Annotated in this window: 25 protein-coding genes; 10 read left to right on the top strand and 15 right to left on the bottom strand. The window is 72.3% G+C overall.

What is annotated here, in order from left to right; genetic code table 11:
• Positions 1 to 5 precede the first annotated feature (5 nt).
• Genes LXN57_RS19240 through LXN57_RS19230 form a run of 3 tightly spaced genes read right to left on the bottom strand, consistent with a single transcriptional unit; the run spans position 6 to position 3,198 of the window.
• On the bottom strand, positions 6 to 1,391 hold the full coding sequence (locus LXN57_RS19240; protein WP_251799555.1) for a right-handed parallel beta-helix repeat-containing protein: 1,386 nt from the start codon (positions 1,389 to 1,391) through the stop codon (positions 6 to 8).
• Positions 1,388 to 2,389, bottom strand: coding sequence for a glycoside hydrolase family 26 protein (locus LXN57_RS19235; protein ID WP_251799554.1), 1,002 nt, complete (start codon positions 2,387 to 2,389; stop codon positions 1,388 to 1,390). Before LXN57_RS19235 ends, LXN57_RS19240 begins: the two co-directional genes overlap by 4 nt.
• Positions 2,386 to 3,198 carry a polysaccharide deacetylase family protein gene (locus LXN57_RS19230; RefSeq protein ID WP_251799553.1) on the bottom strand — a complete coding sequence of 271 codons (813 nt, stop codon included), beginning with the start codon at positions 3,196 to 3,198 and terminating at the stop codon, positions 2,386 to 2,388. Before LXN57_RS19230 ends, LXN57_RS19235 begins: the two co-directional genes overlap by 4 nt.
• 159 nt (positions 3,199 to 3,357) lie before the next feature.
• On the opposite strand from LXN57_RS19230, the gene LXN57_RS19225 reads away from it, so the two are divergent.
• Positions 3,358 to 3,597 (top strand): hypothetical protein, encoded by a 240-nt coding sequence (locus tag LXN57_RS19225; protein ID WP_251799552.1) that lies wholly within the window; start codon positions 3,358 to 3,360, stop codon positions 3,595 to 3,597.
• A 118-nt stretch (positions 3,598 to 3,715) separates the two neighbouring features.
• Positions 3,716 to 4,321, top strand: a complete 606-nt coding sequence (locus tag LXN57_RS19220) for a hypothetical protein (RefSeq protein ID WP_251799551.1) — start codon at positions 3,716 to 3,718, stop codon at positions 4,319 to 4,321.
• Here the strand turns inward: LXN57_RS19220 and LXN57_RS19215 are convergent.
• Positions 4,310 to 4,951 carry a ScyD/ScyE family protein gene (locus tag LXN57_RS19215; RefSeq protein ID WP_251799550.1) on the bottom strand — a complete coding sequence of 214 codons (642 nt, stop codon included), beginning with the start codon at positions 4,949 to 4,951 and terminating at the stop codon, positions 4,310 to 4,312. The genes LXN57_RS19220 and LXN57_RS19215 overlap by 12 nt on opposite strands.
• Positions 4,952 to 5,038: 87 nt before the next feature.
• On the opposite strand from LXN57_RS19215, the gene LXN57_RS19210 reads away from it, so the two are divergent.
• The 3 genes from LXN57_RS19210 (at position 5,039) to LXN57_RS19200 (ending at position 10,554) form a co-directional block, all read left to right on the top strand.
• Positions 5,039 to 5,725, top strand: a complete 687-nt coding sequence (locus LXN57_RS19210; RefSeq protein ID WP_251799549.1) for a nucleoside/nucleotide kinase family protein — start codon at positions 5,039 to 5,041, stop codon at positions 5,723 to 5,725.
• Between the two features lie 8 nt (positions 5,726 to 5,733).
• The gene (locus LXN57_RS19205; protein ID WP_251799548.1) at positions 5,734 to 6,918 is read left to right on the top strand and encodes a metallophosphoesterase; all 1,185 of its coding nucleotides are present in this window, start codon (positions 5,734 to 5,736) and stop codon (positions 6,916 to 6,918) included.
• 150 nt (positions 6,919 to 7,068) lie between these two features.
• Entirely contained in the window at positions 7,069 to 10,554 is a 3,486-nt protein-coding gene (locus LXN57_RS19200) for an ATP-binding cassette domain-containing protein (RefSeq protein ID WP_251799547.1), read from the top strand.
• A 49-nt stretch (positions 10,555 to 10,603) separates the two neighbouring features.
• Here LXN57_RS19200 and LXN57_RS19195 read toward each other — a convergent pair whose 3' ends face one another.
• Both LXN57_RS19195 and LXN57_RS19190 read right to left on the bottom strand, forming a co-directional pair.
• A complete protein-coding gene (locus LXN57_RS19195) occupies positions 10,604 to 11,665 on the bottom strand; it encodes a hypothetical protein (RefSeq protein ID WP_251799578.1) in 1,062 nt (353 codons plus the stop codon).
• 57 nt (positions 11,666 to 11,722) lie between these two features.
• Positions 11,723 to 12,625 carry a S1C family serine protease gene (locus LXN57_RS19190; protein WP_251799546.1) on the bottom strand — a complete coding sequence of 301 codons (903 nt, stop codon included), beginning with the start codon at positions 12,623 to 12,625 and terminating at the stop codon, positions 11,723 to 11,725.
• A 224-nt stretch (positions 12,626 to 12,849) separates the two neighbouring features.
• Between LXN57_RS19190 and LXN57_RS19185 the strand changes: the two genes are divergently transcribed.
• From LXN57_RS19185 to LXN57_RS19175, 3 genes are all read left to right on the top strand, one after another.
• On the top strand, positions 12,850 to 13,128 hold the full coding sequence (locus LXN57_RS19185; protein ID WP_251799545.1) for a peptidoglycan-binding protein: 279 nt from the start codon (positions 12,850 to 12,852) through the stop codon (positions 13,126 to 13,128).
• Between the two features lie 10 nt (positions 13,129 to 13,138).
• Positions 13,139 to 13,846, top strand: coding sequence for a TIGR03089 family protein (locus LXN57_RS19180; protein WP_251799544.1), 708 nt, complete (start codon positions 13,139 to 13,141; stop codon positions 13,844 to 13,846).
• Between the two features lie 63 nt (positions 13,847 to 13,909).
• Positions 13,910 to 14,509, top strand: a complete 600-nt coding sequence (locus LXN57_RS19175) for a class I SAM-dependent methyltransferase (protein WP_251799543.1) — start codon at positions 13,910 to 13,912, stop codon at positions 14,507 to 14,509.
• Here LXN57_RS19175 and paaE read toward each other — a convergent pair.
• From paaE to paaN, 9 genes are all read right to left on the bottom strand, one after another.
• Positions 14,506 to 15,555, bottom strand: a complete 1,050-nt coding sequence (gene paaE, locus LXN57_RS19170) for a 1,2-phenylacetyl-CoA epoxidase subunit PaaE (protein WP_251799542.1) — start codon at positions 15,553 to 15,555, stop codon at positions 14,506 to 14,508. The genes LXN57_RS19175 and paaE overlap by 4 nt on opposite strands.
• Position 15,556: 1 nt before the next feature.
• Positions 15,557 to 16,048, bottom strand: coding sequence for a 1,2-phenylacetyl-CoA epoxidase subunit PaaD (paaD, locus tag LXN57_RS19165; RefSeq protein WP_438872890.1), 492 nt, complete (start codon positions 16,046 to 16,048; stop codon positions 15,557 to 15,559).
• A 218-nt stretch (positions 16,049 to 16,266) separates the two neighbouring features.
• On the bottom strand, positions 16,267 to 17,217 hold the full coding sequence (gene paaC / locus LXN57_RS19160; RefSeq protein ID WP_251799541.1) for a 1,2-phenylacetyl-CoA epoxidase subunit PaaC: 951 nt from the start codon (positions 17,215 to 17,217) through the stop codon (positions 16,267 to 16,269).
• Between the two features lie 7 nt (positions 17,218 to 17,224).
• On the bottom strand, positions 17,225 to 17,521 hold the full coding sequence (gene paaB, locus LXN57_RS19155; RefSeq protein ID WP_221381041.1) for a 1,2-phenylacetyl-CoA epoxidase subunit PaaB: 297 nt from the start codon (positions 17,519 to 17,521) through the stop codon (positions 17,225 to 17,227).
• A complete protein-coding gene (gene paaA / locus LXN57_RS19150; RefSeq protein WP_251799540.1) occupies positions 17,518 to 18,441 on the bottom strand; it encodes a 1,2-phenylacetyl-CoA epoxidase subunit PaaA in 924 nt (307 codons plus the stop codon). Before paaA ends, paaB begins: the two co-directional genes overlap by 4 nt.
• A 165-nt stretch (positions 18,442 to 18,606) precedes the next feature.
• Complete coding sequence (locus tag LXN57_RS19145; RefSeq protein ID WP_251799539.1) at positions 18,607 to 19,479, bottom strand: 3-hydroxyacyl-CoA dehydrogenase family protein; 873 nt, start codon at positions 19,477 to 19,479, stop codon at positions 18,607 to 18,609.
• A gap of 109 nt (positions 19,480 to 19,588) precedes the next feature.
• Positions 19,589 to 20,317 (bottom strand): enoyl-CoA hydratase/isomerase family protein, encoded by a 729-nt coding sequence (locus LXN57_RS19140; protein WP_251799538.1) that lies wholly within the window; start codon positions 20,315 to 20,317, stop codon positions 19,589 to 19,591.
• Complete coding sequence (locus LXN57_RS19135; protein WP_251799537.1) at positions 20,314 to 21,516, bottom strand: thiolase family protein; 1,203 nt, start codon at positions 21,514 to 21,516, stop codon at positions 20,314 to 20,316. The genes LXN57_RS19140 and LXN57_RS19135 overlap by 4 nt, the downstream gene beginning before the upstream one ends.
• Positions 21,517 to 21,534: 18 nt before the next feature.
• Complete coding sequence (gene paaN, locus LXN57_RS19130; protein WP_251799536.1) at positions 21,535 to 23,205, bottom strand: phenylacetic acid degradation protein PaaN; 1,671 nt, start codon at positions 23,203 to 23,205, stop codon at positions 21,535 to 21,537.
• A gap of 74 nt (positions 23,206 to 23,279) precedes the next feature.
• On the opposite strand from paaN, the gene LXN57_RS19125 reads away from it, so the two are divergent.
• Both LXN57_RS19125 and LXN57_RS19120 read left to right on the top strand, forming a co-directional pair.
• Positions 23,280 to 23,915, top strand: a complete 636-nt coding sequence (locus LXN57_RS19125) for a TetR/AcrR family transcriptional regulator (RefSeq protein ID WP_251799535.1) — start codon at positions 23,280 to 23,282, stop codon at positions 23,913 to 23,915.
• A 19-nt stretch (positions 23,916 to 23,934) separates the two neighbouring features.
• Positions 23,935 to 25,131: a glycoside hydrolase family 3 N-terminal domain-containing protein gene (locus LXN57_RS19120; RefSeq protein WP_251799534.1), complete on the top strand. Its 1,197-nt coding sequence runs from the start codon at positions 23,935 to 23,937 to the stop codon at positions 25,129 to 25,131.
• The last annotated feature ends 12 nt before the right edge of the window (positions 25,132 to 25,143 follow it).

Raw genomic sequence — 25,143 nt, 5'->3', positions numbered from 1 at the left:
CCGGTTCAGCGCTTGAGCGTCGACGCCTTGTCGAAGCCGGTGCGGGACACCCACTCGTCGTACGTGACCGAGGCCTCGGTGAAGCTGCCGTTGAGGATGCCGAAGTGGTTGTCGCCGGTCTCGTAGTCGTTCTGGTCGATGACCATGTTGGGCGAGGCGCCGCCGTCGATCTGGAGGCGGTAGACGGCCGCGTTGTCGTTGCGGGTCACCGTGTTGCCGGTGATCTTCAGGCCCTCGATGCTGCCCGCGAAGTCGCTGCCGGTCGCCAGCAGGAACGTGAACTTCGACATGTCGCTGAAGACGTTGTTGCTGACCGTCAGGCCGGCCGCGCAGCGCAGCACCAGGCCGGTGTCGTTCGCGAAGCCCTCGGGCCCGGTGCCGCCGATCGCCTTGTTGTTGCTGAAGACGTTGTTGGCGCAGCCGCCCCCGTTGCCGGTGCCGGTCTCCATCACGCCGTCGTTCGTCTCGAACGTGTTCCCGGTGATCGTGGTGTTGGCGGCGTCGTAGATCTCGATCCCGCCGCCGTCGACGCCGTAGTCGGTGGACGGGCCGTAGTTGCGGCGCACGGTGTTGTTGCGGAACACCGGGCCCGGCCGGGCCGTGATGAAGGTGGCCGACAGCCCGTACCCGCCGAAGTCGTCGTCGTCCGGGTCGGTGTTCTGGATGATCCGGTCCTGGTCGTGCACGTCGTTGCCGTCGACCAGCACGCCCTTGCCGCCGCGGCTGATCGAGATGCCGCCGCCGTTGTGGAACACGTCGGAGCCGGTGACCCGCACGTCCTGCGACTCCGTGACGAGGATGCCGTAGCAGCCCACCGGCTTGCCGGCCGCGTTCTCGCCGTGGCTGTCGCGCACGGTCACGCCGCGGATGGTCACCTTGCTCGTCTTGTGCACGCGGATGCCGCTGCCGTGGTCGCCGGTGACGTTCACGTCGGCGTTCGGCTTCGGCACACACCCCCGGACGGTGAGGTCGGCAATCGTCGTGCCGGCGGCCGCCACCAGCACGCCGTCGCGCACCCCGGCCACGCCCTCCACGGTCGCCTCCTCGCCCGGGGCGCTGCTGACGCTCAGGTCGGGCCGCGACACGGTGAAGGGCGCGTAGGTGCCTTCGCGTACGAAGATCTTCGAGCCGGCCGGGGCCACCTGCACGGCGTGCGCGATCGTCTTCCACGGCTTGGCGGGGCTGCCGTCCGCGTCGTCCTCGCCGTGGGTCGACACCCAGTAGCCCGGGCCGGCCCTGTCCACGTCGGGCGCGGACTCGTAGAAGTAGTTGAAGTATCCGGCGGCGGCCGTGCCGGCGAGCAGAAGCACGACGGTCAGGCCCAGCCACCGGCGGCGGGAACCGGCCGGAGCGCGATGGCTGCGCCTCGCCCGGTGGTGCGCTCCGGTCACCCGATGAAGACCGGGTCGTTCGACATCGCCTTGTAGGCCGCCAGGGACGCCGCCGTCGAGTCGATCCGCCAGTTCTCGCGGGAGGTCGGGTGGGTGTCGGTGTCGAACCAGACCGCCGCGCCGACCGCGGGATGCGCCTTGATCCACTCGTGCAGCGAGGCGATCCACTCGGGCTTGGTGCTGCCGCCGCGGTCGATCACCGAGACCTCGGAGATCATGATGGGCTTCCGGTACGCGTACGTCTCGTAGAACTCGTCGAACATCTCAGCCGGCGTCTGCGTCTGGGCGAAGCCCGAAACGCCCGCCCAATCGACGTATTCATCGCCCGGATAGTAGTTCTCGTACGCGTTCCATTCCTCGCTGGGGCGCGAATTCCAGTTCGGGCTCCAGACCCACGAGACGTTGTCCGCCCCCTCCTCCTCGAAGATCCGGTGGATGCGGCGAAATGCCTGGATGTAGCCCTGAGTGTCCTTGTTGTTGGCCGGTCCGCCCCACTTGTAGAAATCGCGGTTCATGTCCCACGCCCAGCGCATCAGGGTGGGTTTCTTCCGGTCGACCATGCGCCGCGCGGCCCGCGCGATGAGTTTGTCCGACGAGCCGTCATTGACCTCTTTGTATTCGGGCCCGCGCCACGAGATCATCAGCGTGCTCTTGTTCGACACGTACCCCAGCGAGACCGGCAGCTTGTCGGTCCACGAGAAGTAGCGGTGCACGATGCGCTCCGGGCGCCCGAGCTGGCGGCGGCGCAGGTCGATCCCCGTGCTCACGCTCCGGCCCTTGAGGTCGACGTACGCCCCGAGCATGACCTTGCCGTTCTCGAACGGCACAGCTCCGCCGCCCTCGGTGACCGGGGTCGCGGCGGGCTCGCCGCTGGACGGCACGGGCGAGTGCGACACGACGGGCGGCACGGCGTCGTTCGACCGGTACTTATGGCAGCCGGCCAGCGGCACGGCGGCAGCGGCGAGGGCGCTCAGGCCCAGCAGGTTCCGGCGCCTCATGTCAGGTTACGACCGAACGTGCGGGCCACCTTGCGGGCCACGCGCCAGCCGGGCTGGGCGATCTGCTTCACCTTGGGGGCCAGGCCGGGCTCGCCGTGCCGGACCAGCTCGACCAGGTCGGCGCCGCTGTGGTCGGGCGTGGGCTGGAGCCGGGGGACGGCGAGCCGCTTCTCCCCCGGGGTGTGCAGCCGGCGGCCGACCTCGGTGGCGTTGTCGTACCCGGTGGACGCCACCAGGTCACGTACGCGACGGCTGTTGTACCCGTGCGGGTAGGCGAAGGACCGTACCTTCACCTGCAGGCGCTGCTCGAGCTGATCGTGGCTGCTGGTGATCTCGTCGCGCAGCTGAGCCGACGGGAGCACGTCGAGCGGGTGGTGGATCAGGCTGTGGTTGCCGATCTCGACGCCCGCGGCGGCCACCTCGCCCAGCTCGTCCCAGGTCAGCATCGGCCCGAAGTCGGGGGCCGACTCGCCGAGCCAGCCCGCCGTGCCGCCGAGGTGACCGACCGAGGCATAGAGCGTCGCGCCCGCTCCGGTCTCCTTCAGCACGGGCACCCCCTCGGTGAGGAAGTCGCGGTAGCCGTCGTCGAACGTGACCGCGATCAGCTTCTCGCCGCTGCCGGCGGCCAGCAGGTCGAGCGCCTCGGTCAGGCCGACCAGCCGGTAGCCCGCCCCGGCGAGCGCCTGCAACTGCTCCCTGAGCAGCGCCGGAGGCACGGCGAGGTCGCGCATCGGGCCGCCCACGGCGGACACGGAGTGGTACATGAGCGCCGGAAGGGTGTTCCAGCCCGGCCTCGTCGTCACGGTCACGCGGTCGTCCTCGTACGCCTGGTGGTCTGAGGTTCCACGCTAGGTGGAACCCTTGCGCTGGTCGCGGGTTTCTCCGTTTTGTCCCTCTGCCGAAAGTCGTAGGCGAAGTCCCGCTCCGGGCAGAGGCGCGCTGGGATCTCCACTCGGAAGAGTGAGGTTATGACATTCGATCCGCTGCGCTGCGCGGAGGCTACTTGTCAGGCGGCCGTCGTGCTAGGGGCCACGCTGGTGCCCGCCGCCTGGCAAGCCCTCGATCCGGGGCTGGCCGCCGTCCTCGCGACCATGTTCGTGGTCGTCTCGGCGGCCATCTACGCCCTGCACGCGGTCACTTTCGACTCGTTCCGGCTAACCGGCCGGCGACTTTTCTCCAGTTTCCCGACCGGACCGCGCGATGAGTGAACCGTCAAGCTTTCCCGCCCGTACCCCCGGTCGACCACGGTTCTTCAGCACCCGGGGGCGACGGGATATGTTCCGATTGATTCACTTGCAGGCCGAGAGCGGCTTACCTCGCATAAGCGTGGCTTCCGACGGTTACGCCAGTGCCCGAATCGCGCTGACCCGATATCGCAGCGCCCCGGCCGCCTATTTCGGCGTCGGCCGGTTCGACCACGAGGGCACCCTGGCCGAGATAATTCTCGACCGGCTCTGCGGCCCGCTCGGCGACTGCCCGCGCCCGGCGACCCTCGTGCACGCCGCCACCTACTATCGCCTCTGCGAGACCTGCGCGACCGGGCTCGACGTGCTCACCGTGCCCGAACTGGCACGCCTGCTGGGCATCGCGTGCCGGCTCGCCCCGGTGCCGGCCCGCGCCGGGCGCCACGCCGCGCCCGAGGAGCACTCGCCCGCCGGCAACCGGATCGCCCGCGAGTTCGCCACCCGCGTCGACGACCCGCAGTGGCGCCGCGAGCTCTGCGCCGAACTGACGCACACGCCCGGCGCGGTCAACGGCCTGCTGATCGGGGTGGGCGCGCTGACCCACCGCGACGTGCTCGATCTCTACCCCCGGCTGCGCACGCTGGCCGACGAGCTGCCCGTCCTGGTGCGCGAGGAACTCGCCCGGGCCACGGTCCGCCCGCTCTCCCCGGCCGGCGTCGCGGGTCTGCGCCTCGGTCTAAGAGCTTAGGCTGATACGGCGTACGCGGGCTGTCGCCGGGCAGTCCGGGCAGGCGGTCACGTACGCGTGGCGGCCGTGGATGGTCAGGCCCGACGGCGTGGTGTGCCGGGCCGAGGCGACGACGCGGTGCCGGCCCGGCCCGGTCACGAGCAGCAGAGCCCAGACGCGGTCGCCGCTGTGCAGGCCGTCGTGCGCGAGCTCGAGCACGTAGAGACCGTCCGGGCCCCAGGCCAGGTCGGTCACAGCGGTGAAGCCACCGGCGTACACCTCGGGCGGCCGGCCGGGCACGACCCGCCACACCCGCGCCCGGCCCGGCGGGAACGGATAACCCGTCAGCTCGCCGACGTACAACGCGCCGTCCGGCCCCTGGGCCACCGCGGTCGGCACCGGCCGCATCCGCACCGGTGTGCCCCGCGGCGTGCCGTCGGGCAGCCGCTCCGGAGCCGGCACCAACCGGCTCGGGAACGACGCCACCGTGGACCGCCGGCCGCGTGGCAGCAGCCGGACCAACGTGTCCCCCTCGGTCACGTAGACCCGGCCCCGGCGGTCGACCGCCGCGTCGAAAGGACCGGCCGTCACACCCGGATCGGGTGGCCCGGCCGGAGCGCCCAGCAGGGCAGCGACCAGCAATGAAGCCATATACATGTGAATCCCCCCGTGCCACCGTTATAGGGCCCCGGCCGGGGGATGTCAGTCCTCGATCCGACCGCCGATACGGTGACGGCCATGACGCTCACGTTCGACGACCTCGTGCGCCGGGCCCGGTCCCTCGTGAGCGGCGGGCAGCGTGCCGTGCTCGGGATCGCCGGACCGCCCGCCGCCGGCAAGACCACGCTCGCCGAGCAGCTCGTCGCCGCGCTCGCCCCGGCGCCGCCACCGGGGCTGACCGCCGGGGCGTGGGTGGCGCACGTGCCGATGGACGGCTTTCACCTGGCCGACGCCGAACTCGAGCGCCTCGGTCGCCGGGAGCGCAAGGGCGCACCGGACACCTTCGACGCCCTCGGCTACGCGGCCCTGCTGCGCCGGCTGCGCGACGACCAGGACGACGTGATCTACGCGCCCGGCTTCGAGCGGACCCTCGAGCAGCCGATCGCCGGGGCGATCCCGATCGGGCGCGCGGCCCGGCTGATCGTCAGCGAGGGGAACTACCTGTTGCTGCCCGGCCCGTGGAGCGCGGCGCGGTCGTTGCTGGCCGAGGTCTGGTACGCCGACCTCGACCAGCCGGAACGCCTGCGCCGGCTGATCGACCGGCATGTGCGTTTCGGCAAGGACGAGACGGCCGCGGCCGCCTGGGCCACGGGCACCGACGAGCACAACGCCGAGCTGATCGCCGCCACCCGCGAGCAGGCCGACCTCGTCGTGCCGGCGTCGGTCATCCACCGGGTGGGCGCGCCGCCGCCGCGGGGTGCATAGTTCAACCCGTGTCCGTGGGTGAAACAGTCGAGACCGAGCCGAGCCGCCGCCGGCCGGGCCGCGCGATCCGGTTCGCGCTGATCCTGATCGCGGTGTTGCTGCTGCTGTTCGGCGTGCCGTGGTTCCTCCTGCTCTTCTCGGGCAACGCGTGGCCGCTGCCGGCGCGTGTGCTCGGCACGATCGTCTTCGCCCTGGTGCTGGTGACGTTCCCGCTGCTGATGTTCGCGGGCCACGGCCGCCACCACCGCGACGGCCCGGCCGTCATCGCCGACACGACGCTCGGCGTCGTCTGGCAGCTGTTCGTGTGGTCGCTGCTCGGCCAGATCCTGACCGGGGTCCTCTGGGTCTCGGGGGTCGACGGCCCGGCCCGCTATCGCATCGCCACCGTCGCCATCCTGGTGGTCGCGCTGGTCCTGCTTCTCTGGGGCTACGCGGAGGCCAGGCGGATTCCCCGGGTACGCCGGGTCGAGGTGACCGTTCCCCGGCTCGGCCGCGGGCTCGACGGCTTGCGGCTCGTGCTGCTGACCGACACCCACTACGGGCCGATCGAGCGGTCACGCTGGTCCCGGCGGGTGACCGAGGTGGTCAACACGCTCGACGCCGACGTGGTGGCTCACACCGGCGACATCGCCGACGGCGAAGTGGCCCAGCGCCGCAGCCAGGCGGCGCCGCTCGGGGACATCCGGGCGTCGATGGCCCGCGTGTACGTCACGGGCAACCACGAATACTTCAGCGGAGCCCAGCGCTGGGTCGAGCACATGGCCTCGCTGGGCTGGGAGGCCCTGCACAACCGTCACGTGGTGGTGTCGCGGGGCGGCGACTCGCTGGTGGTCGCGGGGGTCGACGACCGGACGGCGGCCGGGTCGGGCGTGCCGGGCCACCACGCCGACCACGAGGCCGCGCTGGCCGGCGCCGACCCGTCGCTGCCGGTGCTGCTGCTGGCCCACCAGCCGGCCCAGATCGCGGGGGCGGTGGCGCACGGGATCGACCTGCAGATCTCCGGGCACACGCACGGCGGGCAGATGTGGCCCTTCCACTACCTGGTCCTCACCGACCAGCCGGCGTTGCAGGGGTTGTCGCGGCACTCGGAACGCACCCAGCTCTACACCAGCCGGGGCACGGGGTTCTGGGGGCCGCCGTTCCGGATCTTCGCGCCGAGCGAGATCACGCTGCTGACGCTGCGCGCCGGCTGACGGGGTTTCCGGCGCGGCCGGAAGATCTCGCGCGAACGGTCATGGTGACGGGCGCCATGGTGGTGAGGCCCGTAATTGCGTTGAAGACCTTCGGGTTGGCGATGAGGATGGGAAGACCGCCTCCCCCACCCCGACCAGAGGACTAGTTCAATGCGCCTGCTTCGCGATCTGTGGGCCACCTCGAGGAGCCGATCGGCCCTCGCGATGGCTCTCATCCTGCTCGGCGCAGCGGGGTCGGCGGGAGCGCTGGCGCTGGCCGGGCAGGTTCTCGTCAACCGGTCCATGCCGTTGTTCACCGTGCTGGCCGCCGCGCTCGTCGCGTCCGTGCTCAGCGACGTCTTCGTCGGCCTCGTCACCGCCCGGCTGACCGCCGACTGGGCGGCCAAGGTGCGGCGCGGGCTCAACCGGGTCGCCTTCGGGCAGGACCTCCCGACGCTCGAGAAAACGCCGGTCGGTGAGCTGCTCGACCGCATCGACGCCGACGTGTACGAGGTGGGCTCCCAGCTGCGCGGCAGTGGCGTGCGGATCGCCCAGTCGGTGGCGGTGGCGCTCTTCTCGATCGTGACGGCGTTCTTCGTGTGGTGGCCGGCCGGCATCGGCATGGTGCTGGTGTCGATCCTGCTCTACGTCACGATGAACAAGCCGATCCAGCGCATCTCCCCGCTGCGGATCTCGGAGGAGGAGTCCTGGTCCGACCTGGCCGCGGTCATGGAGGAATCCATCCACGGGCAGGACGACGTGCGCACGAGCCTGGCCGCGCCGTACGTGCGCCGGCTCTACGCCCAGCGGGCGGCCGAGGTGCTGCGGCGGGGACGCCTGGTGTGGCGCTCGTCGGCGCGCATCACGCTGGGGGCCGGCGCGATCACCCGTACGCTGATCGCCGTCCTGGTCGTCGTCGGCGCCTGGGCCCTGATCGGCGGGCACATCGACGGCGCCCGCCTGACGGCCGTGTGGCTGCTCGCGCTCGGCTTCGGCGGCACGCTCGAACACGTCACCCGCATGGTGCCCGAGCTGCAGAACGCGCTGGGCGCGTGGAGCCGCGTGCAGATGCTGCAGGACGTCGCGCAGGAACCGACCGAGGGCGTCGCCCCGGTCAGCGGCGACCTGGTCCTGCGGAATCTGACCTTCCGGTACAGCGAGTCGGACAGCGGCCGGCCACCGGCGCTCCGGGACGTCAACCTGACCTTCGCCCGCGGCCGCTCGTACGCGCTGATCGGCCGGACCGGATCGGGCAAGTCGACGCTGGCCAAGGTGCTGACCCGGGCCGTCGAGGTGCCGCGGGGCACGGTGTTCCTGGGCGGCGTCGATCTCAACGACATGGCGGTCGAGGGGCTGCGCCGCTGGACGGCGATCGTCCCGCAGCGTACGGAGATCCTCGCCGGCACCCTGTCCGAGAACATCGCCCTGTTCGATCCCGAGCTGCTGCCCAAGGCCGCGACCGCGCTCGACGAGCTGGGCCTGACGGCGTGGGCCGCGAGCCTGCCCGAGGGCCTCGACACCAAGCTGGGCGAGGGCGGCTACAAGCTGTCTGCCGGCCAGGAACAGCTGGTCGCGTTCGCCCGCATCCTGGTGCGCGACCCGCAGGTGGTGATCCTCGACGAGGCCACCGCGCGGATGGACCCGGTCACCGAGTCGTGGGTCCAGCGCGCCACCGACCGGCTGCTCACCGGGCGTATCGGCGTGATCGTGGCCCACCGGCTGTCGTCGGTGCAGCGCTGCGACGAGGTGGTCGTGCTGGCCGACGGCGAGGTGCTCGAGTCCGGTCCGCTGCGCGAGTCGCGGCGCTTCGCCGAGCTGATGGCGAGCAGCGCCCTGGCCGTGCCCGCCGCGGCCGGCGGCGGCACCCTGCTCGTCGAGGAGCGGGAACGCGACTGGGACACCGCCGCGCAGGTCGAACTGGGCGCCGAGGCGCTGGCCAACAAGCTGCCGCCGGTCGACCCGCCGCCGCTGCCGGCGGAGCCGCCGACCCGCACCATGCGCGAGATCGTGCAGCTGACCCTGAACGACAAGCGGTACGGTTGGGGCGCGGTCAGCCTCTTCGTCGTGCTCGTGCTGCTGGGCCTGGACGGCGCGATCCTGCCGCTGCTCTGGGCGAACGTGGTCGACGGGCTGGGCAGCCCGCTCTATCCGGCGGTGGGCATCGCGGTCGGTCTGATAGTCGCGATCCCGACGCTCTACTACACGGGCGCCTGGTTCCCGGAGTGGTGGGTCCGGCAGATGCTGCGGATCAGCCTGCGCCTGGTGCACGGCCAGATCGGCCCGCGCCGGGTCAGCAAGCACACGCCGGCCGAGGTCGTGGCCCAGGGCGGCGACACCGAGCGGGTGGTCATGCTGGCCGACAACCTGATCGACAACGCGACCAGCCTGGTGCTGATCGTGGCGATGACGTGGGCGTCGGGCTCGATCGTGCCGGCGCTGTTCTTCCTGGGCACGATGGTCGTCAGCGGACTGGCCGCCACCCTGTTCGGGCCGCGGCTCGAGCGGGCGGCCCGCCGCACGGTCGCGGCCCGGGCCGCGTTCGCCACCGCCCTGGTGTCGTCGCTGTCGGCCGCCCGTACGGTCAAGCTGGCCGGCGCCACCAAGCCGGTGCTGGCCCACCTGGCCCGCCTCGACGGCGTTCGCAGCGAGTTCCAGCGCCGCGAGATCGCCATCCAGGTGTGGGCGCGCTCGACGCCGTCGATCGCCAGCGGCCTGCTGCCGATCGCGGCCTGGGGCCTCTACCTGGCCGGGAGCCTGTCTGCCGCGGCCACCCTCATCGCGGTGGCGACGCTGGGCGCGGCCCGCTGGTTCGCCTGGACCACGGCGTCCCTGGTCTCGCAGTTCCCGTCGGCGCGGGTCTGGACGAGGCGGACGGTGGCCATGACCGGCACGTCCGAGTACTCGTCGGACGTCGCCGGCGTCGACCTGTCGGCCGGCACGGCGCCGGCGCCGCCGAGCGCCCCGCGCAACCCGCTGCGGACGTTGGAGCTGCGCCACTTCAGCGCCGTCCACGAGAACGGCACGGTCGGCGCGCAGGACGTCGACCTCACGGTCGAACGCGGTCAGCTGGTGCTGGTGGTCGGGCCGGTCGGCGCCGGCAAGTCATCGCTGCTGCGCGCCCTCGCGGGGATCGTGCACCACGCCGGCGAGCTGCGCTGGAACGGCGAACCGGTCGACGAGCCGGAGGTCTTCCTGCGGCCCAACCAGGTGGGCTACGTGGCCCAGCTGCCGCGCGTGCTCTCCGGCACGGTCGCCGACAACATCCAGCTGGGGCACGAGGTGGACGCGGCGGACGCGGTGTCGACGGCTCAGCTCGAACACGACCTGGCCGCGGCCGGTGGCGGCCTGCAGCTGCTCATCGGGCACAAGGGCACCCGGCTCTCGGGCGGCCAGCTGCAGCGGCTCGCTCTGGCCCGGGCGCTGGCGCCCCGGACGGAGCTGCTGATCGCGGACGACGTGTCGTCGGCGCTCGACGTGACGACGGAGCTGGAGTTGTGGCGGGCCCTGCGCGCCCACGGCGTCACGGTCGTCGGGTCGACGTCGAAGCGGGCGGCGCTGAGCCAGGCCGACCGCGTGGTGGTGCTGATCGCGGGCAAGGTGGAGGACCAGGGCTCGTGGCACGAGCTGGAGGACCGCTGGGGGCACCTGGCGGGGTGAGAGTGAGCTGAGGCCGGAGTGGGAGGGGGTCCACTCCGGCCTCAGCGGCTCATTCGCCCGGCGGGGGCGGCGAGGGCTCAACCGGTGGGCCGGGCTGCTGTGCCGCAGGGGACGCCGGCGGGGCGGGCGGTGCCCATGGGCCCGGCGGCGGTTGCGCCGCGGGTGGTGCCCATTGGTCCGGCGCTGGTTGCGGGGCGGGCGGCGCCCACGGGCCGGGTGGCTGCGGGGTTGGTGGCTGCGGGGTTGGTGGCGACCATAAGCCGGGCGGGTGCGGAGTTGGTGGCGCCCACGGGTGCTGCGGTGGCGGAAAGGCCGGTGGCGGGCCGGGTGGGTGCGCGGCGGGCGGGGCCCACGGGTGCTGATGTGGCGGGGCTGGATAGGGCGCGCCGGCCGGGCCGGGCGGGTAGTGAAACATCGGGGCGGGTGGGGGGAACGGCTGCGCTCCGGCCGGATGGTAGAGCGCCGGACCCGCGTACGGAATGAGTCGTTGACCTTGATCGGGCCGGAAATAGCGGCCGGATTGCCTGGTCGCCAGCAGCACGATGATCGCGACCGCCAGCAGTGCCGCCGACGGCGCCGTGAACGCCAGGAGCGCGTCGTAGACGAGCGACCAGCCCCCGCTGTCGAGGTCGTAGAGGCGGCCGTAGAAACCGTCGTCCCGCCACTCCTGTTCGAGCAGGATCTCGCCGTCGTCGCCTTCGATCGGCTCGCCGAGTGAGCTGAAGGCGAACACGCCGATCGCGCCCACGAACCCGCCGAGCAGGCACGACACCAGGCACAGAGCCACCGGCGCCGACAGCCCGACCCAGGTCAGGATGCGCGCGACGTTGCTGCCCCGGTCCACGAACGTCACGGTCGCTCCGAGCCACACCGTCAGCACCAGCAACGGCAGGCCGAAAAGCAGCGTGAAGCCCAGGCTGCTGTCGCGTTCGGCCGACACCTCCCACTCATCGGCGCCGCTCACCCGCGCCGCCTGGTCGATCAGCCCGTCGTAGTGGATCGCGTCGGCGATCAGCACTCCGACGGTGAGCAGCAGGAGTCCCACCAGCGTCACCTGGAACCAGAAGGCGACACCGACCACTGTGGGCCGGACGGGCACGGGCGAAGTCACGGACGCACCGTACGGTCCGGCCCCCGGGCGCGGCAGCCCCGATCGGCCACAGTTGGATCAAGAAGAAAGCCGGGACTCCATCCGCTTCACGGCGGCCACGACGGTGTCAGCCGGGATGGCGAAGCCGACCCCGATGCTGCCCGAGTCGGACTGGCTCGCGGTGGCGATCGCGACGTTGATGCCGACCACGTGACCGGACAGGTCGACCAGCGCGCCGCCCGAGTTGCCCTGGTTGATGGCGGCGTCGGTCTGCAGAAGGCCGCCGAGCTGCTCGCTGCCGCCGCCGGTGGCCGACTCGGAAGCCGTGTCGATGCTGCGGTCGAGGGCCGAGACGATGCCCGAGGTGACCGTGTTCTCGAGGCCCAGCGGCGCTCCGAAGGCCAGTACGGTGTCACCCACGGCGACACTGTCGTCGGTGCCGAACGTGACCGGGGTCAGGCCGGACAGCCCGGTCGCCTGCACCAGGGCCAGGTCGTGGGTGGTGTCGGTGGCGACCACCCGGGCCGGCACGGTCTGCCCGGACGAGAGCCGCACGCTGACCGTGCCACCACCCTCGATGACGTGGTTGTTGGTCAGGATGAGCCCGTCGGCGGCGAGCACCACGCCCGAGCCCAGCGACGAGGAGCGGGCGGTGTCGACGAGCACGGTGACCACGCTCGGCTGCACCTGCTTGACGACGGCGGCCAGGTCGTCGCCCTCGGTGACGGTGGCCGCGGCGGCCGCGGCCGTCGGGACGGTGGCAGCGGCCGGGTGGTCGATCAGGTAGCGCTCGGCTACCACGCCGCCCGCGGTGCCGCCGGCGGCGATCAGGGCGAGCACAGCGGCCCCACCGGCGACCCGGCGCGGCCACCGGCGGTCACCGGATCCGCCCGGGGGCGGCACGAACGGCGGCGCCGGCGGGGGCGGCGGCGTCACCTGGTCGTGCTGGTCGTGGGTGGGCCGGTACATCAGGTCGGTCATGGCGACGCCTCGCTTCGTTGGCTGATGAGCCAACAGTGACCCCGAACCTTGTCGGCGACCGGTGAGTCGTCTGTGGGTTCGCTGTACGCGGCGAACAATCCCCTGAGCTGCCCCTAGGCCGAAAGTCGCAGCGGCCTCGGGGTTTCTTGGAACTCGGGTCCGATGTCACGCACAGGCGGCGCCCGGATGCTGGAGTCATCCCCTCACCCAGCAGGAGGCACCAGATGTCGGCACGAGGAATGCTCACGGTCGTCGGTTCCGTGGTCGGCGGCGTTATCGGCTGGAACGCTCCGCCGCCGCCCGACCCGGCCTGCATCCGCGAACTGCTGGCCGAGATCGGCATGCCGCCCGGCCCCACCGGCGATGATCTCACCGAGGCCGTCCGCGCCTTCCAGGCCCGGGTCGGCCTGCAGACCGACGGCGAAGCCGGCCCACGCACAGTTCACCTCCTGACGAGGTACGCGACGGAGCGGCGGGCGTGGCGGCTCGACCTCGCCGCCTAGAGTTCTCCGGATGACGGCGTCCGACCTGATCACGTACTACGACGACGCGACCGGCGAGCGGTTCGGCCTCACGGCGGGCGAGCTCGGCGGCTGGACGGCGGCGACAACCGCGCTGCTCACCGACCACTGCGGGCTGGGCCCGGGCCGCACCGCGGCGGTGCTGCTGCCGCCGCACTGGCAGACGGCGGCCGTCCTGCTGGGAAGTTGGTCGGCCGGTCTCGAGCTCTCGATCCGGGGCTGGGCGACCGCGGGCCTGGAGTCCGCCGGTGACCCGCTCGACGTGACCTTCGTGGAACACCGCCGCATCGGCAACTGGCTCGACGAGGTTCCCGCCGGTCGGCACCAGTTCGTGCTCGGCCTGGCCCCGCACGGCGCCGCCACGGGCGAGGTGCCCGCGGGCTACCACGACTACACCACGGCGCTGCGCCCCTACCTCGGCACCCACCCGCCGCACCACACCGTCGACGAGCTTCGCCCCGCGGTCACCGACGGCACTACCTATCAGCAGTACGCCCGGACGGCGGCCGGCGTCGCCGAGCACAACGGCATCCGGGCCGGCGACCGCGTGCTGATCGACACCGCGCTGCAGGAACAGCCGTTGATCTGGCTGCTCGCCCCGCTCACCGCCGGCGCGTCGATCGTCCTCTGCGCGAACCTCGACCCGTCCCGCCTCGACGAGCGGATCGCCAAGGAGCGCGTCACGGTAGTCCTCCGTTGAGGTCGTCCACTGCGGACGATCACCTCATGGAGATCGACGCGTGCGCCCGGTAACCTGCCGCGCATGGAGGTTTTCGATCAACTCGCCGAGCAGTACCAGGGCGAACACAGCCACAATCCGTTTCAGGCCGCGCTGATCGAACGGATCGCCGCCCTGCTCCCGGCCGGCACGTCGGTGCTCGACCTCGGCTGCGGGACGGGGGTGCCAACCGCCCAGATTCTGACCGGTTCGGATCATCGGGTCGTCGGCGTGGACGTCTCCCAGGGGATGCTGCGCCTGGCCCGCGAGCAGGTACCGGCGGCCGAGTTCGTGCACGCCGACTTCACCCGCCTGGCCGACGACTTCGGTCAGTTCGAGGCCGTGACCGCGTTCTTCTCGCTGCTGATGCTGAGCAAGGCCGACATCGAGCGCACCCTCGACAAGGCCCGAGGCTGGTTGAAGCCCGGTGGCTACCTCGCCCTCGGCATGGTCAACTTCGACGGCGACAGCCTACCGTTCGACTTCATGGGCGTGCCGGTGACCGTTTCCGGCTATCTGCAGGACGATCTCTCAGCCGTGCTCGAGGCGCACGGCTTCACCGTGGTCAGCATCGAGACGGTCTCGTTCACCCCGGCCGACGGCCCCGAGGAGAGCCAGATCTTCGCCCTGGCCCGCACGAGCTAATCGTCGAACGTCACCGTCACCGCGGCCGACGCCGGGATCGTCTGGCAGGTCAGGACGAACCCGGCGGCCACCTCGGCCGGTTCCAGCGCGAAGTTGCGCCGCATGGTCACCTCGCCGTCGACCACCCGGGCCCGGCAGGTGCCGCAGACGCCGCCCTTACAGGCGAACGGCAGGTCGGGCCGGGACCGCTGGGCACCCTCGAGCACGGTGGCGCCCTCGGCGACGGTGACGGTGGTCGACCGGCCGTCGAGCAGCACGGTCACTTCGCTGCCCTCGGTCGGAACACCGGTTTCCCGTACGGGTTCCGGCGGCGCCTCATCGACCCAGAACAGCTCGCGGTGGATCCGCTCGGGCGCGACCCCGGCCTCCCCCAGCACCTCGGTGGCGTCGACGACCATCCCGTACGGTCCGCACAGCCACCAGTGGTCGACGGCCGACACGTCGAGCAGCATCGGCAGCAGGGTGCGCAACTTGGCCCCGTCGAGCCGCCCGCTGAGCAGGTCGACCTCGCGGGCCTCACGCGACAGCAGATGCACCAGCTCGAGCCGGGACGGGTGGCTGTCCTTCAGGTCGGCGAGCTCCTCGGCGAACATCACCGTGTCGGCCCGCCGATTGCCGTAGAGCACCGCGACCTGGGCCTTCGGGTTGCGCAGCAGCGACGTCGCGATCGACAGCACCGGTGTGATCCCCGAGCCGGCCGCGATCATGACGTGCCGCCCGCCCGCCTCCAGGTCGGGCGTGAACGTGCCGGACGGCGGCGCGACCTCGACCGCGTCGCCCACTCGCAGGTCGTGCACCAGCCACCCCGAGACCAGCCCACCGGGCACCTCGCGCACGCCGATCCGGGGCCGCGCGCCGGACGGGGCGCAGATCGAGTACGACCGGCGCTCGTCCCGCACGTCGCCGGGCCGCCGCACGGTGAGCGACTGCCCCGGCCGGAAGTCGTAGACGCCGGCGAGGTCGTCAGGAACGTCGAAGGTCACCGCGACCGCGTCCGCGCAGAGCCGCTCGACGTCGGCAACGCGAAGCGCGTGGAAATCCCGCACGTCAGATCTCCTTCACGTGCTCGAAGGGCTCCCGGCAGGCCGGGCACCGTCGCAACTCCCGGCAGGCGGTCGCGCCGAACGCGGCCAGCCGCTCCGTCTGCCGCTCGCCGCAACGAGGGCAGGCGATCGGCTCCTCGCGGGCGCCCAGTTTGAGTGGCACCGGCCCTGCGGCTCGCCGGGGCGCCGGTCCGGGCGGCGAGATGCCGGCCGCGGCCAGCTTGGCCCGGCCCTCAGCCGAGATCCAGTCGGTGGTCCAGGCGGGTGCCAGCAGCGTCCGGACGCTCACCCTGTCGTAGCCGGCCCGATGCAGCGCCCGCAGCAGGTCAGCGCGGATCGCCTCCATGGCCGGGCACCCCGAGTAGGTCGGCGTGATCGTCACCTCGACACCGTCGCCGGTCTGCCGCACCTCACGCAGGATCCCCAGCTCGGCCAGCGTGACCATGGGCAGCTCGGGATCGGTGACAGTCGCCGCCACCTCGGCCGCGCTCACTATGCCGCCCGGCCCCTGCGACTCGCCCGCGCTCACCACGCCGCCAAGCCCCTGCGACTCGCCCGCGCTCACCACGCCGACCGACCCCGGCGACTCAGCCCCGCTCACCACGCCGACCGACCCCGGCGACTCAGCCCCGCTCACCACGCCGACCGACCCCGGCGACTCGGACGCGCTCACCATCGCAAGGCTGGCTGACCGCAGCTCACCGCCGAGGGCGCTCACCAGACACCGCCGGGCGTCGCACGGGCCAGCCCCTGCATTTCGGCCAGGATCTCCGCCAGCTCGCCACCATGTCGGCCGTCGCGCCCAGGCGTCTTGCCGAGCACTGCTTCGTCGTGCGTCGCCGTTCCAGACACCTGCGCATCGCGCGTCACGCCCCCGGAAGCCGACGCATCGCGCGTTGCGTTCCCCGGTTCCGGCGCGTCGAGCGTGGCCGCGGCGAGCACCTGGGCCAGGACGGCGTCGAACTCGGGGCGCAGCGACGCCGGGTCGACGGCCACGCCGGTCAGTCGCTGCTCGATCGGGTGCGGCTCGAAGAGCTCGTCGATCAGGGGCCACACCGCGTCCAGGCCGGCCTGCATGCGCTCGCGGGAGAGCGGCGTGCCGTCGCCGAGGCGGACCGTCCAGCCCGCCGCGTACTCGCGGTGGTAGGTGACCTCCTTGACGCCCTTGGCGGCGATCGCCGCGAGCACCGGGTCGCGGCTCGCCGACAGCCGGTCGAGCAGGGCCAGCCGCCACGTCGCGAAGACGAGCAGCCGCGCGATCAGGTGGCCGAAGTCGTCGTCGCGCGCCCCGGCCAGGCGGACGTGCCGGAAGTCCGCGGCCTCGCGCAGGTAGGCCAGGTCGTCCTCGTCGCGGCCGGCGCCCTCGGACTCCCCGGCCCGGGTCAGCAGCAGCCGCGCCTGGCCGAGCAGGTCGAGCGCGATGTTGGCGATCGCCATCTCGTCCTCAAGCTCGGGGGCGCGGGTCACCCACTGCTGCAACCGGTGCGACAGGATCAGCGCGTCGTCGCCGATCATCAGGCAGTAGGCGGCCAGGTCGGCGCCGTCCACCCCGTCGGGCAGGGCGGTGGGCACGCCGGCCAGCGGGTCGGCGAACCCGGTGCCGTACGCCCAGCGGGCGTCGTCGTCGTGGTCGGTTAGGGCCTGGTAGGCGTCGTCGAAGCTCATCGCGGCCTCAGATGTGCGGCACGGAGTCGGGGATGGCGTAGTACGTCGGGTGCCGGTAGGCCTTGTCGCCGCTGGGCCCGAAGAACGCGTCCTTGTCGTCCGGCCCCGAGGCCACGACGTCGTCGGACTTCACGACCCAGATGCTGACGCCCTCGTTGCGGCGCGTGTACAGGTCGCGCGCGTGGTGCAGCGCCATCTCGTGGTCGGCGGCCCGCAGCGATCCGACGTGGACGTGGTTGAGGCCACGCTTGGCCCGCACGAAAACCTCGAACAGCGGCCACTCGTGCTTGATCTCGCCGCTCATGCCGGCGCCCCCTGTCGTTTCGCCGCGTGGGCTGCTGCCGCCTCGCGGACCCAGGCGCCCTCTTCGTCGGCCCGGCGCCGGTTGGCGATGCGTTCCTTATTCATCGGCCCGTCGCCCGAGATCACGCGCTTGAGCTCCGACCAGTCGATCTCGCCGAAGTCGTAGTGCTCGCGCTCGGCGTTCCAGCGCAGGTCGCCGTCGGGCAGGGTGACGCCCAGCGCCTCGGCCTGGGGCACGCTCATGTCGACGAAGCGCTGCCGCAGCTCGTCGTTGGTGTGCCGCTTGATCTTCCAGGCCATCGACTGGGCCGTGTTGGGCGATTCCGCGTCGGGCGGGCCGAACATCATCAGCGACGGCCACCACCAGCGGTTCACCGCGTCCTGCACCATCTCGCGCTGGGCCGGCGTGCCGCGCATCATCGTCATCAGCAGCTCGTAGCCCTGCCGCTGATGGAACGACTCCTCTTTGCAGATGCGGATCATCGCCCGCGCGTACGGCCCGAAGGAGCTGCGGCACAGCGGCACCTGGTTGCAGATGGCGGCGCCGTCGACGAGCCACCCGATCACGCCGACGTCGGCGAACGTCAGGGTGGGGTAGTTGAAGATCGAGGAGTATTTCTGGCGGCCCTCGATGAGCCGGCGGGTCAGGTCGCCCCGGTCGGCGCCGAGGGTCTCGGCCGCCGAATAGAGGTAGAGCCCGTGTCCGGCCTCGTCCTGCACCTTGGCCAGCAGGATCGCCTTGCGGCGGAGCGACGGCGCCCGGGTGATCCAGGCGCCCTCGGGCTGCATGCCGATGATCTCGGAGTGGGCGTGCTGGGCGATCTGCCGGATCATGGTCTTGCGGTAGCCCTCGGGCATCCAGTCGCGCGGCTCGATCCGCTGATCCTTGGCGATGGTCGCCTCGAAGACCTGCTCACTCATGACGCCTCCCGGCTCGCTCGCCCCTGACGCTTCCAGCACGCTCGCCCCTGACGCTTCCAGCACGCTCGCCCCTGACGCTTCCAGCTCGCTCGCCCCTGACGCTTCCAGCACGCTCGCCCCTGACGCTTCCAGCACGCTCGCCCCTGACGCTTCCAGCACGCTCGCTCATGGCGCGCCCCAGCTGAAGAACCCTTGCCCGGTCTTGCGGCCCAGCTCTCCGCGCGCCACCTTGTCGCGCAAAAGTTGCGGCGGCGCGAAACGCTCCCCCAGCTCCCGGTGCAGGTGTTCGGCGATCGCCAGGCGTACGTCGAGTCCGATCAGGTCGGTGGAGCGCAGCGGGCCCATCGGGTGCCGATAGCCCAGTTCCATGGCCCGATCGATGTCGGCCGCGTCGGCGACGCCCTCATCGAGCATGCGGATCGCCTCGAGCCCCAGCAGCACGCCGAGCCGGCTGGTGGCGAACCCGGGCGAATCCCGTACGACGATCTCGCTCTTGCCCAGCCCGGCCACCCACCCCCGGGTCGCCTCGCACGCGGCGTCACCGGTCTGCGGGCCGGTCACGATCTCGACCAGCTTGCTGGCCGGCACCGGGTTGAAGAAGTGCATGCCGAGGAACCGCTCGGGCCGCCGCAGCCCGTCGGCCAGCCCGCTGATCGACAGGGAGCTGGTGTTGCTGGCCAGCACCGTGGATTCGCCGACGGCCTGCTCGGCCGCGGCCAGCAGGCGCACTTTGAGCGCCGGGTCCTCCGGCACGGCCTCGACCAGCAGGTCGGTGTCGGCATTGAGTCCCGACAGGTCGTCGAGGAGGATCAGCCGTTCGAGCACCGAGTCGGCCGACTCGCTCAACGCGCCCTTCTCGGAGGCCCGCAGCAGCCCCATCGCCACCCGGTCGCGGGACGCCGCCGCAGCCGCCGGGTCGCGTTCGACCAGGCAGACGACCGCGCCGGCCACGGCGAAGACCTGGGCGATGCCGGCCCCCATGCGCCCGCCACCGACCACAGCCACGACCTTCGGCACGGCCGCTGCCGGCGCGCTCATGACCGACCGCCGGCCACGCTCGCCACGTGCCGGGCGTCCGCGAACGCGTCGCCTGACATCCTCGCCGCCAGCCGTGCAGCCACGAATGCGCCGCCGGTTCGCCGGGCGCTCATGAACGGCCGCCGGCCAGGAAGGCGTCCATCCGCACGCGTTTCTCCTCCGACTCGAAGAGGATCGCCTGGGCCAGGTCGTCGGTCAGCGGGTGTCCGGCGCCGTCGGCGACCAGCTTGGTGAGGCGCAGCGCGAGCGCACCCGAGCGGGCCATCCGATCGAGCATCGCGTGGGCCCGCTTCAGCAGCTCGCCGGCCGGCACGACCTCGGCCAGCAGGCCGAACCGCAGCGCGTCGTCGGCGTCGAGCCGCCGCCCGGCCAGCAGCACCTGCTTGGCGACCGAGGCGCCGACCAGCTCCCGCAGCCGCCAGCAGGCGCCGGCCGCCGCGAGGATGCCGAGACCCGGCTCGGGGTTGCCGAAGATCGCGGCCGGTGAGGCGAGCCGGACGTCGCACGCGTACGCCAGCTCGGCGCCCCCGCCCAGCGCGTAACCGTCCACAGCGGCCACCGTGGGCATCGGCAGCCGGGCCACGCGGTCGAACAACCGGCTGTTGATGCCTTGCAGCGCCTGCTCCCGGCCACGCTCGCGCAGCTCGCCGATGTCGGCCCCGGCGGCGAAGGTGCCGTCGCCGCCGGTGATCAGCAGCAGCCGCGGCCGCTCTTCCAGGGCCGCGCACACGTCGTGCAGCTCGCCGATCATCGCCGCGTTGATCGCGTTGCGGGCCTCGGGGCGCCGCAACGTGACCACCACGCGGTCGTCGAGCTCCTCGACGTGCAGCGTGTTCACGGCCGCTCCACCAACATGGCGACGCCTTGACCGACGCCGACGCAGAGGGTGGCCAGGGCCCGGCGGGCGTTCTCGCGTTCCATGCGGCCCAGCAGCGTCACGGTGAGCCGGGCGCCCGAGCAGCCCAGCGGGTGGCCCAGGGCGATCGCGCCGCCGTCGGCGTTCACCTTTTCCTCGTCGAGCTTGAGCCGCCGGATCACGGCCAGCGACTGCACGGCGAAGGCCTCGTTGAGCTCGACGGCCTCGAGGTCGCTCGCGCCCCAGCCGGCCCGGGCCAGGGCCTTCTCGGTGGCGGGCACCGGGCCCAGGCCCATGATCTGGGGCGGGACGCCCGCGCTGGCCGCCGTGACGATCCGGGCGCGCGGGGTCAGCCCGTACCGCTCGACGGCCTCGCCGCTCGCCACGACGAGCGCGGCGGCGCCGTCGCTGAGCGGGGACGACGAAGCGGCCGTGACGACCCCGCCGACCCGGAAGACCGGCCGCAGAGCGCCCAGCTTCTCGAGAGTGGACCCGCGGCGGGGGATCTCGTCGGTGGTCACCTCGCCGACCGGCACGATCTCGCTCTCGAACCGGCCGGCGTCGATCGCCGCGATCGCCCGCTGGTGGCTGCGCAGCGCGAACGCGTCGCTCTCGGCGCGGGTGATGCCGTCGAGCGCGGCGACCTCTTCGGCCGTCTCGCCCATGCTGAGCGTGATCCGGCGATCCTCGGGGCCGGTGCCGGCCTCTTTGTCGTGCGCCTTGAACTGCGGGTTGGTGAAGCGCCAGCCCAGCGACGTGTCGACGACCTCGCCGGGGCGGGCCCACGGGGTGCCCGGCTTCTGCATCACCCACGGCGCCCGGGTCATCGACTCGACACCGCCGGCCACGATCAGGTCGGCCTCGCCGGCCCGGATCTGGTTGGCGGCCGAGACGATCGCGGTCAGGCCGCTGGCGCAGAGCCGGTTGACGGTGTAGCCCGGAACCGTGTCGGGGAGGCCGGAGAGCAGCACGGCCATGCGAGCCACGTTGCGGTTGTCCTCGCCGGCCTGGTTGGCCGCGCCGAGCACCACCTCGTCGATCGCCTCGGCGGGCACGCCGGCCCGGCCGACCGCCTCGCGGACGACCAGCCCCGCGAGGTCGTCGGGGCGGATGCCGGCGAGCGCGCCGCCGTACTTGCCCTGGGGGGTGCGGACGCCGCCGACGAGGTAGGCCTCAGCCATCGTGTGTTCCTCCGGTGCTCAGACGTGGTGACGGGACTGGAGGGTGAAGAACCGGCCGGTGACGAAGTGGTCGTCGCTCAGCGAGGCCGTGGCGGCCGGGTTGGCGCCGGAGCCGTGCAGGTCGCTGAACGCGGCGGTCTGGTTCACGAACACCCCTCCCGTGAGATTTTCGGCGAGGTGCACCCCGGCGTCGAGCGCCGCCTCCCGCGCAGCGGAAAGGACCTCGGGATTCGTGGAGTGGACGAGCGCGGTGAGCGCCCCGTGGGCCCGGACCGTCTCGACCAGGACGCGCAGGCTGTGCGCGGTCGACTCCGTGGCGATGACGAACGAGACCGGGCCGAACCATTCCCGGGTGTACGCCTTCTCGTCGGCCGCGTCGAGCCGGACCACCACGGGCGTGCGGATCGTGGCGCCCGGGTTGCTCGCGTCGGCGACCTCGGCCGTGCGGTGGATGACGCTGGCCGCGCTGTCGGCCTCGGTGAGCCGGGCCAGGACGCCGTCGTTGACGATCGCGCCCAGCGTGCCCGCGGCCCGGGCCGGGTCGCCCAGCAGCTTGTCGAGGGCGGCGGCCAGGTCGGCGCCGAACTCGTCGACGCTGCGGTGGCCGGCGTCCGTCTCGATGCCGCCCTGCGGGACCAGGATGTTCTGCGGGGTGGTGCACATCTGCCCGCTGTAGAGGGACAGCGAGAAGGACAGGTTGCGCAGCAGGCCCTTGTAGTCGTCGGTGGAGTCGACCACGACCGTGTTGAGGCCGGCTTTCTCGGTGTAGACGACGGCCTGGCGTGCGTTGGCCTCGAGCCAGTTGCCGAACTCGCTGGAGCCGGTGAAGTCGACGATGCGGACGTCGGGGTGGGTGGCCAGGGTGGCCGCGATGCCGTCGCCCGGCTCCTCGACGGCCAGGGTGACCAGGTCGGGGCTCTGGCCGGCCTCGGCCAGCACCTCGCGGCAGATCTGCACGGTGATGGCCAGCGGCAGCACGGCGCCCGGGTGCGGCTTGACGATCACCGGGTTGCCGGTGACGAGGCTCGCGAACAGCCCGGGATAGCTGTTCCAGGTGGGGAACGTGTTGCAGCCGATGACCAGGCCCACGCCGCGGCCGACGACCGTGCTCGTCTTGGCGAGGCGCAGGGGGTCGCCGCCGCGCTGCGGCTTGGTCCACTCGGCGGTGGCCGGAATGCGGGTGGTGGCGGCCAGCGCGTACGCCACGGCTTCGAGAGCCCTGTCTTGCGCGTGCGGGCCGCCGGCCTGGAACGCCATGACGAACGCCTGGCCGGTGGTGTGCTGCACGGCGTGGGCCAGCTCGAACGAGCGGGCGTTGATCCGCTTGATGATCTCAGCGGCGACGCCGGCGCGACCCTGCGGGTTCACGGCGCGCCAGGCCGGGGTGGCGGCGCGGGCTGCGGCGACCAGGGCCAGCGGGTCGGCCTTGGGATAGCTGATGCCGAGCTCGAGGCCCCAGGGCGAGCGCTCGGTGCTGACCGTGCCGGCGGCGCCGGGCACCTCGATCGGGAACGTGCCGCCGAGCAGGGCCCGGAACGCGCGCTCACCATCGGGAGCGGCCTGCTCGCCGTAGACCGACTTGCTCGGCGACTCGGGGAAGGCTGACCAGTAGTCGCGGACGGTCGTCGCCCGGACAGCCTGATCGAGCAGCTCGGCATGCGTCTCGTAGAACCCGGCGGGGGTCGTCATCCTGCGCTCCCTTGCGCTCGCGTGCCATCATTATCTACCGTCCGGTCGGTCGGTAATCAAGCCCGGGAGAGAGAATGGCACCGACACCCGCCCGAGAGCCGCGGCGGCGCGGCCGTCCCGGCTATGACCAGGATGCCGTGCTCGCTGCCGCCGTGCGGCTGTTCAACGAGCGCGGTTACGACTACACCAGCATGTTCGACATCGCCGTCGCCCTGGGCATCACGAAATCCAGCGTCTACCACCACATCAGCGGCAAGGAACAGCTCCTGCAGATGGCGATGGACCGCGCGCTCGACGGGCTCTTCGAGGCGGCCGACGAGGTTCGCGCCCTCGATGTGCCCGCCCGGGAAAGGCTCGAGCAGCTGATCCGCCGGAGCGTGCTCGTGTTGTCGGAGCGGTTCGAATACGTGACCGTGCTGCTGCGGGTCCGCGGCAACACCGAGGCCGAGCAGCACGCGCTGGCCCGGCGGCGCGAGTTCGACGTCGTGGTCACCGAGCTCGTCAAGCAGGCCCAGGCCGAGGGCGGCGTACGCCCCGACATCGAGCCCGCCACCGCCGCCCGCCTGCTCCTCGGCATGGTCAACTCGCTCACCGAGTGGTACCGCCCCCGCCCCGGCGGGGCCGACGCGATCGCCGACGCGGTGACCGCCCTGGCCTTCGAGGGCCTTCACACGATCTCCCCGGGCCGCACACCACCTGATCGACATTGATTGACTACCGTGGCGGTCGATGAAGCGAAGCCTGGCCGCCGCGGCGGTCGCCATGCTCCTGGCAGTCAGCGGCTGCACCACCGGCGCCGCCGACCCCCCGATCGCGGCGCCCTCCTCAGCGGCGGCGCCGTCCGCCACGCCGCCGTTCTCCACGTCGCCGTCGTCCGCGCCCCCGCCGCCGCCCAAGGACTGCCTGACCGAGACCCTCGACGCCCTCGACCTGCCGGAACGCGTCGGCCAGCTGCTCATGATCGGCGCCGCGGTCAACGCGCCCAGCGGCCTGGGCGACACTGTGCGCCGCTACCACCTGGGTGGCGTCTTCCTGCGCGGCCGCAGCACGCATGCGGCCGCCCAACTGAAGTCCGGCATCGCCGCCCTGCAGAAGCAGGCCCCCATGCCGATGCTGCTGGCCGTCGACCAGGAGGGCGGCAGCGTCCAGACCCTCAAGGGCCCCGACTTCCCACGGTTGCCGTCGGCGCAACGGCTCGGCTCCGGGCCGGCCGCGACACTGCGCGACACCACCGGCACGAGCGCCCGCCGGCTGAAGGGAATCGGCGTGAACCTCAACCTCGCTCCGGTCGCCGACACCGTGCCCACCAGCATCGGCACCGGCAACCCGCCGATCGGCGCCTTCCGCCGCGAGTTCGGCTCCGACCCGGCGAAGGTCGCGGCGGCGATCCGTACGGTCGTCCCCGCCTCCCAGGACGCCGGCGTGCTGACGACGCTGAAGCACTTCCCCGGCCTGGGCCGCGTGCGGGTCAACACCGACGTGTCCAGGGGTGCGACCGACACCGTCGCGACCGTTGACGACCCGTACCTGAGCCCGTTCAAGGCCGGCATCGAGTCGGGCTCGGCCGCCGTGATGATCTCTTCGGCCCGCTACCCGAAGATCGACCCTGACGCCATCGCCGCCTTCTCGAAGCCGATCATCACCGGCCTGCTGCGCGAGAAGATCGGCTTCGACGGCCTGGTGATCTCCGACGATCTGGGCGCGGCCCGCGCGGTCACGTCCGTCTCCCCCGCCCAGCGAGCCGTTCGCTTCGTGGCCGCCGGCGGCGACATGGTGCTCACCATCGTGGCCGCCGACGCCGCCCCCATGGCCGGGGCCCTGATCGCCCGGGCCGAAAGCGATCAGTCCTTCCGTGCCCGGGTCGACGAGGCCGCCCGCCACGTCCTGGAGGCCAAGAAGCGAGCCGGCATCCTCCCCTGCCGCTGACCCCGGCGCGGC

Origin of the sequence: Paractinoplanes hotanensis (genome assembly GCF_023717965.1) — a bacterium.
Classification (GTDB): Bacteria; Actinomycetota; Actinomycetes; order Mycobacteriales; family Micromonosporaceae; genus Actinoplanes; species Actinoplanes polyasparticus.
This window is presented reverse-complemented; position numbering and strand designations above follow the sequence as displayed.

Bases quoted from the DNA above. Each gene is read 5' to 3' on its own strand.
- LXN57_RS19145 (WP_251799539.1), bottom strand. From the start codon at position 19,479: ATGAGCGCGCCGGCAGCGGCCGTGCCGAAGGTCGTGGCTGTGGTCGGT.
- LXN57_RS19235 (WP_251799554.1), bottom strand. From the start codon at position 2,389: ATGAGGCGCCGGAACCTGCTGGGCCTGAGCGCCCTCGCCGCTGCCGCC.
- LXN57_RS19135 (WP_251799537.1), bottom strand. From the start codon at position 21,516: ATGGCTGAGGCCTACCTCGTCGGCGGCGTCCGCACCCCCCAGGGCAAG.
- LXN57_RS19190 (WP_251799546.1), bottom strand. From the start codon at position 12,625: ATGACCGACCTGATGTACCGGCCCACCCACGACCAGCACGACCAGGTG.
- LXN57_RS19120 (WP_251799534.1), top strand. From the start codon at position 23,935: ATGAAGCGAAGCCTGGCCGCCGCGGCGGTCGCCATGCTCCTGGCAGTC.
- LXN57_RS19225 (WP_251799552.1), top strand. From the start codon at position 3,358: ATGACATTCGATCCGCTGCGCTGCGCGGAGGCTACTTGTCAGGCGGCC.
- LXN57_RS19180 (WP_251799544.1), top strand. From the start codon at position 13,139: ATGACGGCGTCCGACCTGATCACGTACTACGACGACGCGACCGGCGAG.
- paaB (WP_221381041.1), bottom strand. From the start codon at position 17,521: ATGAGCGGCGAGATCAAGCACGAGTGGCCGCTGTTCGAGGTTTTCGTG.
- LXN57_RS19185 (WP_251799545.1), top strand. From the start codon at position 12,850: ATGTCGGCACGAGGAATGCTCACGGTCGTCGGTTCCGTGGTCGGCGGC.
- LXN57_RS19210 (WP_251799549.1), top strand. From the start codon at position 5,039: ATGACGCTCACGTTCGACGACCTCGTGCGCCGGGCCCGGTCCCTCGTG.
- LXN57_RS19215 (WP_251799550.1), bottom strand. From the start codon at position 4,951: ATGGCTTCATTGCTGGTCGCTGCCCTGCTGGGCGCTCCGGCCGGGCCA.
- paaC (WP_251799541.1), bottom strand. From the start codon at position 17,217: ATGAGCTTCGACGACGCCTACCAGGCCCTAACCGACCACGACGACGAC.
- paaN (WP_251799536.1), bottom strand. From the start codon at position 23,205: ATGACGACCCCCGCCGGGTTCTACGAGACGCATGCCGAGCTGCTCGAT.
- LXN57_RS19200 (WP_251799547.1), top strand. From the start codon at position 7,069: ATGCGCCTGCTTCGCGATCTGTGGGCCACCTCGAGGAGCCGATCGGCC.
- LXN57_RS19125 (WP_251799535.1), top strand. From the start codon at position 23,280: ATGGCACCGACACCCGCCCGAGAGCCGCGGCGGCGCGGCCGTCCCGGC.
- paaA (WP_251799540.1), bottom strand. From the start codon at position 18,441: ATGAGTGAGCAGGTCTTCGAGGCGACCATCGCCAAGGATCAGCGGATC.
- LXN57_RS19175 (WP_251799543.1), top strand. From the start codon at position 13,910: ATGGAGGTTTTCGATCAACTCGCCGAGCAGTACCAGGGCGAACACAGC.